Origin of the sequence: Tahibacter aquaticus, assembly GCF_004363655.1 — a bacterium.
Lineage (GTDB): Bacteria > Pseudomonadota > Gammaproteobacteria > Xanthomonadales > Rhodanobacteraceae > Tahibacter > Tahibacter aquaticus.
In genome coordinates this window covers 228948-241159 of record NZ_SNZH01000005.1, presented here as the reverse complement: position 1 = coordinate 241159, position 12212 = coordinate 228948, and the positions used below count along the sequence as shown (strand labels likewise).

Sequence of the window (12212 nt, the reverse complement as noted above, 5' to 3'; positions counted from 1 at the left end):
CGGGTCAACTGTTCGCTGGCAGCCTCATGCAGCCTTCACGGCGGCGTGGCCGGCCAGCCCGACGGCGTGATGGCATTGGCCAGTGCGGGCCGGCTGCTGTCCAGGGCGCTCATGCGCTGGGTCAGCAAGGTATGCAGCGCGGCCTGCAGGGCGGTGTTCGCCGGCTGTAGGTTCTCGATCTCGCCGTCGGCACCGGGAATGTACAGCTCGTACTGCAGCGAGCCTGGATCGACCTTGCCGTCGTTGCCGAACGCGTAGTAGACCGCGTATTTGTAGGCGCTGCCGGTCGGCTGGCTGCCTACGCTGACTGCACCGGGTGCAGCCTGGATGGCGCGGATATGCACGCTGGTATCGTCGTCGTAGGTGAACAGGGAGCAGTTGACGGTTGGCGTGGCGCCGGGATTGCTCAGCAGCGCCGACAGGTCGCTGCCCTGCAGGCCGGCGGGCACGCCCGCGCCGATCAGGCCGAGCAGGGTCGGCAGAACATCTACCAGGCCGGCCTGGGCACTGCAGGTCTGCGCGCTGGCGTACATCTGTGGATTGCTGAAAATGTAGGGAATGGAAATGGTCTCGGCGTAGACATTGCAGTCCTTTTCCATCGAGCCGCCATGCGACATGCCCAGTTCGCCGTGGTCGGCCAGGCGCAGCACGAGGGTGTCGTCGAACTGCGGCAGCTGCTGCAGCGCCGTGTAGACGCGGCCCAGCTGCTGGTCGGCCAGGTAGGTGAGATAGGCATAGAACTTCAGGTAGGTCAGCGCGTCGGCCGGGCCGAGCTGCGTCGGCGGATCGACCTTGCGGCTCTGCGCCCAGGTCGCGGTGTACTTGGCGCGGGTCGCCGCCTGGATTGCGGGCTTGGTCGACAGGTTGTCGGCGCTGTAGCTGTCAGGCAGCACGAATTCGTCGGCATGGGCCAGGGCGTCGAAGGCGGCGGGGAATTCGGGAAAGGCCTGTTCCTGCAGGCGCAGATACAGATCGGCCCAGACATCGTGCGGATTGACCAGGGAAACGACCAGCGCGAACGGCGTGGCGGTGCTGACCGTGCCGAGGAAGGCGATGGCGTCGTCGGCAATGCGGCAGTCGTTGTGGTTGAGGCTTTTCGGTCCGCCGCCGAGACTGTTCGAGGTCGAGGTATACCGGTCGGCCGGTGTCGGCGGCTGGGTCGGCCGCGGCGAATAGTTCCAGCCCAGCGCGGTTCCGGCGTCCGGCGCATCCCAGCCGGCGATGCCGTAGTCCGTCGCCATGAGCTGGGTTTCCTGTGCCATGGTGCTGCTGTCGGGCGGCAGCACATTGGCCGGCGCGACAAAGCTGCTTTGCATATGCCACTTGCCCACATAGCCGGACTGATAGCCGGCCTGGGCCAGATACGCGCTCAGCGTAGTCCATTCCTTGTTCAAGGTGCCGCCGACGTCGACCAGGCCGTTGGCCGGCGCATACAACCCGGTGTTGAGCACGCCGCGCGAGGGCGAGCAGCGCGAGGCATTGGTGATGGCGTTGACGAAAGTCAGGCCGCTGTTGCTGAGCTGACTCAGATTGCCCAGGTTGGCTTCGACCCAGGCAGCGGGAAAATACTGCAGCGCGCGCTGCTGGTCGGTCATGAAGATGACGATATTGGGCTGGGCAGGAAGAGCCATGGCGGATTCCTTAGGCGTGCTGCATTTTCCAGAGTGCCGGTGCTTGCCGTTTCAGCAGAGCGGATTTCGGGGCATCCGGCGATCACAGCCATCCTGCTAGGCTTTGTGCATGAGCGACATCCTCTACGGTCCGCGCTTCGAACGCCTGGGGCAGGACAGCATCGTGCTGAACGCGCGTGCGCGCCGCCATCAGGTGCGTGCAGTGCAGGGGCCGCTGTCGATCAAGCATGTACTGCAGGGCGAGGCGACCTGGAGCATCGGCACGCAGCGCTTCACCGTCGATGCAGACACCGCGTTGTTGCTGGGGCGCGATGAAATCTACGATCTCGACCTCGCCGCTGCGCAGCCGGTGGAAACCTTCGTGGTGTTCTTCTCCCACGAGATCGAGGCGGATGCCTGCAGTACCCGCCTGGGCCGCCTGCAGCAACTGCTGGATACGCCGCAGCAGCGCCGTCACGAGTTGCTGCCGGTAAGCCGGCGGCTATGGCCGTCATTGCGTTTCCAGCAGGCCCTGCACGAACTGCGCGGACTCGGCGACTTCCCACCCGGGCAGTCCGGCGCGGCGGAACTGCGTCTGCGCAGCCTGCTCGACCTGATGCTGGATCTGCGCAGCGAAGTGCGCAGCGAGCGCGAACGCCTGGCCGCGGCGCGGCCGGCGACACGGGCCGAATTGCACAGGCGCGTATTGCTGGGCAAGGCCTGGCTGGACGAGTGTTTTACCCAGCCGTTCGACCTGCGCGCCGCGGCGCGCGTCGCCTGCCTGGCACCGCATCATTTCCACCGCAGCTTCAAGGCCGTGCTGCGTTGTTCGCCGTTCGCCTATGTCGGCCAGCGCCGCCTGCTCAAGGCGCGGCGGCTGTTGCAGCAGCAGGCCTTGTCGGTCACCGAGGTCTGCCTGGCGGTGGGCTATGCCAGCCTGCCGACGTTCACGCGCCAGTTCCGCCTGCGCTTCGGCGTGGCGCCCGGCCGGCTGCGGCGTGGCGCGGACGGTGCGATTTAGCAAACGGCGATAAGTCGCCGGGACTGGTTCGTCGCATGCTGCGGCATCACGGCTGCGAGGGGCTGCCCATGTCCGAATCGTTGAATATCGCCGATGTGTTCTTTGCCGCGATCGGCCGCGGCGACAGTGCCGCGGTGGAGGCGCTGCTGCTGCAGCAGCCCGGCTTGATCGATACACGCAACGTGCAGAACGTGGGGGCGGTGCTATGGGCGCTGTATCACGAACGCGCCGAGTTGGCCCAGTCGCTGGCGGCACGGCGCGGCCGGCTGGATCTGGCCGAACAGGTTGCGTTGGGTCATGAAGCCGAGGCCCGCGAGGAATTCGCGCGCGATCCGGTCTTGCTACAGGGATATTCCGACGACGGATTCACCTTGCTGGGGCTGGCCGTGTTCTTTCGTCAAGGTGCGCTGGCGTGCTGGATGATCGCGCAGGGGGCTGCGGTGAATGCGGCTGCGACCAATGCCATGCGCGTGGCGCCGATCCATGCGGCCGTTGCGCGCAGTGACGGCGAAACCTTGCTCGCCCTGCTGCTGGCCGGCGCCGATCCGGACCTGGCCCAGACCCAGGGTATACGCCCGCTGCACGATGCGGCGCTGGGCGGCAAGCATGCCATGGCGGGATTGCTGCTGTTGCATGGTGCGCGGGTCGACCTGCGCGACGCGCGGGGGCGCACGGCGGCGATGATGGCCGAGGAGGCGGGCCATGCGATGTTGGCGCGGTGCTTGCGGCGGTTCGAAGGAGGCTTTTCTTTAAAAAATGCTTAGTGGAATATGTACTGGATGGTGGCGTCGGACGGCGGAATCGCACGGCTGAACCGCAGGTCGAAACCAGGCAGTGAGGCAGATTCTGGCGCCTGCCCCTTCACCTAACCTCTCCTCCAAACTTCGCTGGGGGGTAAGGAGGCGACGTACATAGCCAATGGCTCTGTCGCCTCCAGATGCCCAACGGGCCGGAGAGGGGTGGGGTGAGGAGGCAGGCCTTTGCAGCAAGGGTCAGCCGCCGTCATCGCGAGCGCTCCAGGCGTTGGCCAGTCATGGACGCGCCACCCTGTCACTCCACGCGCCACCGAATCACTCCACCGTCACCGACTTCGCCAGATTGCGCGGCTGGTCCACATCCGTGCCCTTCAGCACTGCCACGTGATAGGCAAGCAGCTGCAGCGGGATATTGAATACCGCCGGCGCGATCAGGTTGTTGCCGGCGTCGATGCGCAGCAGTGCGCCGCGGTCGGGGTCGAGCTTGACGTCGACGTCGGTGTCGGCAATCACGAACAGCTCGCCGCCACGCGCGCGTACTTCTTCAAGGTTGGATTTCAACTTTTCCAATAGTTGATTATTCGGTGCGACTGCGATTACCGGCATATGCTCGTCGACCAGGGCCAGCGGGCCGTGCTTGAGTTCTCCGGCCGGATAGGCTTCCGCATGGATGTAGGAGATTTCCTTCAGCTTGAGCGCCGCCTCGATCGCGATCGGGTAGCTGGCGCCGCGGCCGAGGAACAGGGCGTGCTGCTTGTCGACGAAACGCTCGGCCAGCAGGGCGATCTGCGGCTCCAGCTTCAAGGCTTCGGCGACCATGCGCGGCAAGGCCGCCAGTTCGCCGACCAGCTCTTCGTAGCGCGCATCGTCGATGCCGTTCAGGCGCGCCAGCTCCAGGGTCAGCAGGGCCAGCGCGGCGAGCTGGGTGGTGAAGGCCTTGGTCGAGGCCACGCCGATCTCGGGGCCGGCGCGGGTCATCAGCACCAGGTCGGATTCGCGCACCAGCGACGACTCGGGCACGTTGCACACGGCCAGTGCGGCGAGGTAGCGCGCGCTGGCGCGGCCGCTGCGCAGAGCGGCCAGCGTGTCGGCGGTTTCGCCAGACTGGGAAATCGCCACGAACAAGGTGCCCGGCGGCACTACGGTCTGGCGGTAGCGGTATTCGCTGGCCACTTCGACCGCGCAGGGCAGGCCGGCCAGGGCTTCGATCCAGTAGCGCGCCACCATGCCGGCGTGATAGCTGGTGCCGCAGGCGACAATGTGGATGTTTTTCACTTGTGCCAGCAGTGTCTCGGCGTCCACGCCGAACACGTTCGGCAGTATGCGCGAACCGGCGATGCGGCCTTCCAGCGTGCGCGCGACGGCCTCGGGCTGCTCGTGGATTTCCTTCAGCATGTAGTGGCGGTATTCGCCGCGTTCGACGGCGTCGGCGCTGAGGTCGGTCTCGCGCTCTTCGCGCGCGACCGGTGTGCCGTCGGCGTCGAAGATGCGGTAGGCGTCGCGGCGGATCTCGACGATGTCGCCTTCGTCGAGGTAGATGAAGCGGTTGGTCACGCGCAGCAGGGCCTGTACGTCCGAGCCGATGAAGTGCTCGCCCAGGCCGATGCCGACCACCAGCGGACTGCCGCGGCGCGCGCCGACGACGCGGTCGGGTTCGCGCGCCGACAGCACGGCGATGGCGTAGGCGCCGTGCAGGCGCTGGGTGGCGCTGACCACGGCCTGGACCAGGTCCAGGCCGTCGCGCTGCAGCGCATCGATCAGGTGGGCGATGACTTCGGTATCGGTCTCGGACGTGAAGGCATAGCCCTTGGCGATCAGTTCGCGCCGCAGCACTTCATGGTTTTCGATGATGCCGTTGTGCACTACCGACACCATTTCCGAGGACACGTGCGGATGCGCGTTGTGCGTGCTGGGCACGCCGTGGGTGGCCCAGCGTGTATGCGCGATGCCGATGCGCGCGGGCGCGGGGTCGCTTTGCAGCAGCTGTTCCAGTTCGCGCACCTTGCCCTTGGTGCGCCGGCGCAGCAGCGCCTGCCCCTGCAGCACGGCCAGGCCGGCCGAGTCGTAACCGCGATATTCCAGCGCCTGCAGGCCGGCGATCAGGATGGGGCCGACTTCACGGTCGGCGACGGCACCTACGATTCCACACATGTTCGACTCCGGAAAACAAAGGTCTTGGTATTGCAGCGGTGTTTCAGGGCAGCAGGCGGTGCGTTTGCGGGCACGCGGCGGGCCGGGTTGTGGCGCCGCGCGGGCGATGGGACTCGTCAGGTCTGCTGCCTGGCCGCGTACGGTAGGCGGGGCCTGGCCGCAGATCGCCGCCAGGCCGCTGGCCAAACCGCAGAATATGCGTCAGATCGCGCCTTCCCTGCCAGTGCGACGGCGGACAGCGGGTCAGACCGCGTAGAACTCGCGATACCACTGCACGAAGCGGCCTACGCCGACTTCGACCGGTGTCGCCGGGCTGTAGCCGGTATCGCGCATCAGCGCGCTGACGTCGGCGGCCGTGTCGGGCACGTCGCCGGGCTGCAGCGGCAGCAGGTTCTTCTGCGCCGTGCGGCCCAGCGCCTGTTCGATCAGTTCGATATAGCGCGACAGCTCGACCGGCCTGTCGTTGCCGATGTTGTAGACGCGGTAGGGTGCCAGGCTGCTTGCCGGCGTCGGCTTGAGCGGATCGAAGTCGGGATCGCCGGCGGGTACACGGTCCAGCGTGCGGATGACGCCTTCGACAATATCGTCGATATAGGTGAAATCGCGCGTGTGCTTGCCGAAATTGAACACGTCGATGGGCTCGCCGGCGAGGATCTTGCGGGTGAACAGGAACAAGGCCATGTCCGGCCGGCCCCAGGGACCGTAGACGGTGAAGAAGCGCAGGCCTGTCGTCGGCAGTTGGAACAGGTGGCTGTAGGTATGCGCCATCAGCTCGTTGGATTTCTTGCTCGCGGCATACAGGCTGAGCGGATGGTCGACACTGTCCTCGACGGCGAACGGCAGCTTGCGATTGGCGCCGTAGACCGAGCTGGACGAGGCGTAGACCAGATGCTCGATGCGGCGATGGCGACAGGCTTCGAGAACGTTGAGAAAGCCGACGATATTGGCGTCGATATAGGCGCGCGGGTTTTCCAGCGAATAGCGCACGCCGGCCTGGGCCGCCAGGTTGACCACGCGCTCGGGCGCGAAATCGTCGAAGGCCGCTTCCAGCGCGTTGCGGTCTTCCAGGCTGCCTTTGACGAACTGGAAACCTTCGCGCGCGAGCAGATGGTCCAGCCGCGCCTGTTTGAGGCGCACGTCGTAATAGTCGTTGAGGTTGTCGTAGCCCAGCACGTCGTCGCCGCGGTCGAGCAGGCGATGGGCGAGGCTGGAGCCGATGAAGCCGGCGGCTCCGGTGATCAGGATGCGCATAGTCGAAGACCGGAAAGAGAGGAAATGCAATAAAACCGCGTGTGCCGCGGCCCATCCGCCAACCGTGGCGGCGGCGCGCTACAGCCTTTCATCGACTTGGTCGCGCGGGAACAGGTTCTTGACGTCGAACAGCACAGCGTCGGGCTTGCCGGCGGCACGCAGCGCGGCGGCACCGAGCTGGGCGAACTCGCGATGTGCGACGGCCAGCACGATGGCGTCGTAGCGGCCCTGCGGCAGTGCGGGCAGCAGCTCGATGGCGTATTCCTCGCGCGCCTGCTGTGCATCGCCCCAGGGGTCGTACACGTCGACCTGCATGCCGAAGCCGCGCAGTTCGTCGATCACGTCGACGACGCGGGTGTTGCGCAGGTCGGGGCAGTTTTCCTTGAAGGTGAGCCCCAGCACCAGCACGCGCGCATCGACGACGTGGATGCGATGGCGTGTCATCAGCCGCACCACGCGCTGGGCGACATGGGCCCCCATGCCGTCGTTGATGCGGCGGCCGGCCAGGATCACGTCCGGGTGATAGCCGATCTCCTGCGCCTTGTGCGTGAGGTAGTACGGGTCGACGCCGATGCAATGGCCGCCGACCAACCCGGGCCGGAACGGCAGGAAATTCCATTTGGTGCCGGCGGCTTCGAGCACTTCCAGGGTGTCGATGCCGAGGCGGCTGAAGATCTGCGCCAGTTCGTTGATCAGCGCGATATTGAGGTCGCGCTGGGTGTTCTCGATCACCTTGGCCGCCTCGGCCACGCGGATGCTGGAGGCCTTGTGCGTGCCGGCACGGATGATGCGCCGGTACAGCGCATCGACAAAATCGGCCGCGGCCGGCGTGGAGCCCGACGTCACCTTGACAATATCGGGCAGGCGGTGGGCCTTGTCGCCCGGGTTGATGCGTTCGGGGCTGTAGCCGGCGAAAAAATCCACATTGTAGGTAAGCCCGGACTCGCGCTCGATCACCGGAATGCACACTTCCTCGGTGGCGCCGGGATAGACCGTGGATTCGAAAATCACCACGTCGCCGCGTGCCAGCGTAAGGCCTACGCTGCGGCTGGCGTTGAGCAGCGGGGCAAAGTCGGGTCTTTTGAACGCATCGATAGGCGTGGGCACGGTGACGATATAGACATTGCAGTCGCGCAGGCTGTCCAGTTCCCCGCTGCAGCGCAGGTGTACGGCACTGGCGAGTTCGTTAGCATCGACTTCAAGCGTGTGATCGCGGCCAGCGGCGAGTTCGGCGATGCGGGCGCGGTTGGTGTCGAAACCCAGCGTTGGCAGCTGGCGGCCGAATTCCACCGCGAGCGGCAGGCCGACGTAGCCCAGGCCGATGATGCCGATATGGACTGCATCGAGGCTGCCCGGGACCGCTGCACTCATGAACGCTCACTCCGTTGAAAGCGACGAAGTCTACTGTGCGGCGGCGGGCTGTTGCCATTCGGCGCGCATGCGGGCGGCAAGCGGCGGAATCAGCGTGTGGCCGGCCGCTCGCCGGTGACCGGCAACGGCTGCCGCGGCGAGCTGTACCAGTCGACGACGCGGCCGCGGGCGAAGCGTACATGCGAGGGGCCGTAGTCCCAGCGGTCGCGGTTGCGCAGCGGTGGTGCGCCAAGCAGCGCGGCGACGTTGTCGCGGCTGTCGCCCAGTTTCAGCTGTCTGGCGGGCCTGCTGGTGGCGGGCTTGATTGCTGTGGATCTGGTGCTTGCGGGCTTTGCTGCGATGGCTTTGCCTGCTGCAGCTGGTGCTGGTGCTGGTGCTGGTGCTGGTAATGCAGTGGCTGCGACGGCCGGCAGCGGCGCCTCGGCGGCAGGCGACTCCGTTCTTTTTATATTGATGTACAAAATTCCAAATGCCGCGACGATGACGCCGAGGCAGGCCAGTGCCAGTGCACCGGCGCGCCGCTGGCGCGTTGCGCTGGAACGTGGCGCCGGCGGGCCGCCAGCGTCCACGACGGCGCTTGTCAGCGGCAGGCGGCCGTGCTGGCGCTCGAACGCGCGCAGGCGGCGAAATGCGACGTTCGCGCTGTGCAAGGCATCGGCGCCGGCCGGCCCGGCGCGGTCCGGATGCAGTTCGGCCAGGCGGCGTCGCCAGGTCTTTTCCAGGGTGGGAAGGTCGCAGCCCGGCTGCAGGCCCAGCAGGCGGTAGTCGGCGAGGTAGTCGGCAGGCATGGACAAAGCGAAGGTCCTGGGCAGCGATCAGGCGGAAACTGTGACGCACATCTCATTTTGCCTGGCCTCGGCCTGCCATTACAGCCCCGGGACGCCGCCCTGTGTAGCCGGGCCGTGTTGCGCCCGGCCATATCCTTGGCGTCGGTTGCGCGGGGGGGAGTGTGACGACTAGGCAATACGCTGCTGTGCGCCAGGGCAGATTTTGGGTGTGGCAGCTCGCTTTTTTGCCGTCTGGCTGCCCGGGGCGGGCAATATGCTCGCCCGCGGCCCCGCTGCTCAGCGTTTTGCGGTCTTGCGCGGCGTTTTCTCGGTAGCGGATTTACGGGAGGCTGCTTTCCTGGCCGCCGGCCTCTTGCCTGCACTTTCCGTCGCCGTGGTCTTGCGCGCGGTGGATTTCTTTGCGGCGGCTTTTTTCGTCGTAGCCGTCTTCGCCACCGTCTTCCTTGTCGCAGCCTTCTTTGCCGTGGTCTTTTTCGTCGCAACCTTCTTGCGCGCCGGATGCTTGGCCTTGGGGCCGGGCTTGGCACCGCCGTCCTGCTTGTTCACCGTCGCCCAGGCGCGGCGTTCGGCTTCTTCCTTGGGTATGCCGCGCTCTTCGTAGCTTTGCTCGATATGTTCGGCCTGGCGTTTCTGTTTGCCGTTGTAGGCGGATTTGTCGCCGCGGGGCATGAGCCTCTCCTTTCATAAATACAAAATGTATAAACAAAATCAGGCTAGCCGCGCGGCCCACCCATCACCGGCAGGATGGCGCCGCTGATATAGCTGGAGCAGACCGGCGAGGCGAGGAAGACATAGGCCGGCGACAGCTCTTCCGGCTGCGCCGGCCTGCCCATGGCGCTGTCCTTGCCGAAGTTGGCCACGTCTTCGCCGTTGCGGTCGGCCGGGTTCAGCGGCGTCCACACCGGCCCGGGAGCCACGGCGTTGACGCGGATGCCACGGGACTGCAGGTTGCTCGCCAGGGCCAGGGTGAAGGCATGGATGGCGCCCTTGGTGGCGGAGTAGTCGAGCAGTTCCTTGCTGCCGAACAGGCCGGTCTCCGAGCCCGTATTGATGATGCAGGCGCCTTCGCCCAGGTGCGGCAGCGCGGCGCGGGCCATATGGAAGTAGCCGGCGATATTGGTTTGCAGGGTTTCCTGCAGATGCAGTTCGCTGAGGTCTTCCAGGCGGGAACAATGCTGCTGGAACGCTGCATTGTTCACCAGCACGTCGAGGCGGCCGAATTCCTGCACGGTGCGCGCGACGGCGCTGCGGCAGAACTCCACATCGCGCACATCGCCGGCAATGACCAGGCAGCGCCGGCCTTCGGCTTCGATGTTCTTACGCGTGACTTCGGCGTCTTCAGGCTCGTCCAGGTGCAATACGGCGACATCGGCGCCTTCGCGGGCGAACAACACGGCGACGGCGCAGCCTATGCCCGAATCGCCGCCCGTGACGATGGCGACCATGTCTTCGAGTTTGCCGCTGCCGACATAGTGCGGGGCGAGAAAGCGCGGCAGCGGGTCAAGTTCGAATTCGTTGCCGGGCTTCTTCAGGTGTTGCTGCGGCAGCGGGTTCTGCGGTTGTTCGCGCGGGCCGGCCTGCATCGCGCCAATAGGTTTTTCCTTGCGCTTGGCGCCGGGGCTGGCGGACTTCTGCTCCTTGCCGTCCACCGCCTGCTGGATACGGCGCTGGCGTTCGACTGTTGCGGCAGCGGCGGTTGCGGTCGGCGCTTTCTTGCGGGGCATTGCTTGTCCTCCTCACGGTATGTGCAGACTGGCAGACGCAAGAGCGATGCCAGTGCGATGGCTGCGCAAAGGCGACAAAAGCCACCGCTTGATCTGCAAAATGCGCGACTCGTGTACAGACTTTCGTGCAGCTTGCGCGGCGCAGCCGGCGCCTGTGCGAGGGCTGGCAGACTCTGCCAGAGTGGAAAAAAAGAAAAGTATCGTTAAGCCGCGCGAGATACGGCGTCACGGGTCGATGCATACATCGGCTTCACTGGCGCAGGCACGCTTCCTGCGTTGCAGGACTAGCAAGCTTGACTGCGAATCTGCCCGGAGCCGCCATGAAACGCCGCGTATCGAACATTGTTGCCATTGCACTGCTGGGCCTGGCCGCCGCGGCCCAGGCCAGCGAGCAGAAGCCACAGCCCGTCGACAGCGCCCGCGCCGAGCAGGAGCCCGAACAGCGCACGCCGCCTCCGCGCCAGCCCGTGCAACCTGTTGCTGCGGACAAGCGCGATTCATCGTTTGCCTCGTTCGATCAGCTCGACGCCGACAAGAACGGAAAACTGAGCAAGAGCGAGCTTGGTGCCGACGAAGCGGTGGGACTGGAGTTCAGCAAGATCGATCGCGATGGCGACGGCACGATTTCGCGCGACGAATGGAATGCGCACTGGGCCGGACGCCACGACAAGCATTGAAGCGGTCAACTTACCCAAGGAGAGAGAACCATGAGCCTGTCAATGATTTTGCTGATTATCCTGGTGCTGCTGCTGATCGGTGCCTTGCCGACCTGGCCGCATAGCCGCAGCTGGGGCTATGCGCCGGGTGGTGGCCTGCTGGTTGCCGTAGTCATCGTTGCGGTACTGCTGTTCGGCGGATACCTATGAGCGCGGCGCAGCAGCAGGCAGGGCTTGCCGGCGGTGCCATCGACGTGCTGGCCACTGCCCTGGTCAGCCAGGCCTATGCGCCGCAGGCGCATAGCACGCCGCCGCCCGACGACGGCCTCGGCGACGGCGGCAACAGCAACGATCCACTGGACCCGCGCAAGCCGTCGCGGCCGACCGATCCCGCGCCGGTGGATTCGCCACCCGTGCCCGGGCTGAAGCCTCTGGAATAGCGCTGTCTGCTGTGTTCGTGGCCGAGGTGTCTGTTGCGAGCACAGCATTTGTGTAATTGAATAAATCAAGAGCAATCCCTACGCCGCCGGCTGAACGCGCCAGCGCGGTGGCATGCAAACTGCTGCGGACCGTTCGCTCGCAAAGCAACGGAAACGGTCCCATGCATTCTCATCTCAGTTATCTCGTCTGTCCGCAGAGCGCCGACGGCGCCTGGTCCATCGTCAGCGGCGATCTGCTGCTGGCCTTGCACACCACCTGTTCGGAGGCGATCGACCACGTACTCGACCTGGCCGAAAGCTGCTGGCTGGAGTCGGGCATCAGTACCGATATCAGCGTTGTCGACGATGCGGGCGAAGTCTGCCTGTGGCATTGCTACGGCGTGCGCCTGCACTAGCACCGGCACCGATTCGATCGGCGACTGCCTGCCGCGGTCTGCGTCGTGGG

Annotated in this window: 13 protein-coding genes; 6 read left to right on the top strand and 7 right to left on the bottom strand. The window is 65.7% G+C overall.

The genetic code is table 11. The features are described from left to right. Positions 1–35: 35 nt before the first annotated feature. Complete coding sequence (locus DFR29_RS10180) at positions 36–1631, bottom strand: sulfatase-like hydrolase/transferase (protein WP_133818481.1); 1596 nt, start codon at positions 1629–1631, stop codon at positions 36–38. Between the two features lie 109 nt (positions 1632–1740). Between DFR29_RS10180 and DFR29_RS10175 the strand changes: the two genes are divergently transcribed. Together DFR29_RS10175 and DFR29_RS10170 are read left to right on the top strand one after the other, a co-directional pair. Then, positions 1741–2631, top strand: coding sequence for a helix-turn-helix domain-containing protein (locus tag DFR29_RS10175; protein WP_133818480.1), 891 nt, complete (start codon positions 1741–1743; stop codon positions 2629–2631). Between the two features lie 68 nt (positions 2632–2699). Then, entirely contained in the window at positions 2700–3395 is a 696-nt protein-coding gene (locus DFR29_RS10170; RefSeq protein ID WP_133818479.1) for an ankyrin repeat domain-containing protein, read from the top strand. A gap of 306 nt (positions 3396–3701) precedes the next feature. Here the strand turns inward: DFR29_RS10170 and glmS are convergent, their stop codons facing one another. From glmS to DFR29_RS10140, 6 genes are all read right to left on the bottom strand, one after another. Beyond that, on the bottom strand, positions 3702–5537 hold the full coding sequence (gene glmS, locus DFR29_RS10165) for a glutamine--fructose-6-phosphate transaminase (isomerizing) (protein ID WP_133818478.1): 1836 nt from the start codon (positions 5535–5537) through the stop codon (positions 3702–3704). A gap of 243 nt (positions 5538–5780) precedes the next feature. Continuing rightward, positions 5781–6788: an NAD-dependent epimerase gene (locus tag DFR29_RS10160; protein WP_133818477.1), complete on the bottom strand. Its 1008-nt coding sequence runs from the start codon at positions 6786–6788 to the stop codon at positions 5781–5783. 78 nt (positions 6789–6866) lie between these two features. Further along, positions 6867–8159, bottom strand: coding sequence for a nucleotide sugar dehydrogenase (locus DFR29_RS10155; RefSeq protein ID WP_133818476.1), 1293 nt, complete (start codon positions 8157–8159; stop codon positions 6867–6869). An 89-nt stretch (positions 8160–8248) separates the two neighbouring features. Beyond that, complete coding sequence (locus DFR29_RS10150) at positions 8249–8953, bottom strand: hypothetical protein (protein ID WP_133818475.1); 705 nt, start codon at positions 8951–8953, stop codon at positions 8249–8251. 270 nt (positions 8954–9223) lie between these two features. Then, the gene (locus DFR29_RS10145; protein ID WP_133818474.1) at positions 9224–9616 is read right to left on the bottom strand and encodes a hypothetical protein; all 393 of its coding nucleotides are present in this window, start codon (positions 9614–9616) and stop codon (positions 9224–9226) included. A gap of 44 nt (positions 9617–9660) precedes the next feature. After that, complete coding sequence (locus tag DFR29_RS10140) at positions 9661–10671, bottom strand: SDR family oxidoreductase (protein ID WP_133818473.1); 1011 nt, start codon at positions 10669–10671, stop codon at positions 9661–9663. A 320-nt stretch (positions 10672–10991) separates the two neighbouring features. On the opposite strand from DFR29_RS10140, the gene DFR29_RS10135 reads away from it, so the two are divergent. The 4 genes from DFR29_RS10135 (at position 10992) to DFR29_RS10120 (ending at position 12162) form a co-directional block, all read left to right on the top strand. Further along, the gene (locus tag DFR29_RS10135; RefSeq protein WP_133818605.1) at positions 10992–11348 is read left to right on the top strand and encodes an EF-hand domain-containing protein; all 357 of its coding nucleotides are present in this window, start codon (positions 10992–10994) and stop codon (positions 11346–11348) included. 30 nt (positions 11349–11378) lie between these two features. After that, on the top strand, positions 11379–11537 hold the full coding sequence (locus DFR29_RS10130; RefSeq protein WP_133818472.1) for a DUF3309 family protein: 159 nt from the start codon (positions 11379–11381) through the stop codon (positions 11535–11537). Next, positions 11534–11767: a hypothetical protein gene (locus tag DFR29_RS10125; RefSeq protein WP_133818471.1), complete on the top strand. Its 234-nt coding sequence runs from the start codon at positions 11534–11536 to the stop codon at positions 11765–11767. The genes DFR29_RS10130 and DFR29_RS10125 overlap by 4 nt, the downstream gene beginning before the upstream one ends. Positions 11768–11928: 161 nt before the next feature. Then, positions 11929–12162, top strand: coding sequence for a hypothetical protein (locus DFR29_RS10120; protein ID WP_133818470.1), 234 nt, complete (start codon positions 11929–11931; stop codon positions 12160–12162). Positions 12163–12212 lie beyond the last annotated feature (50 nt).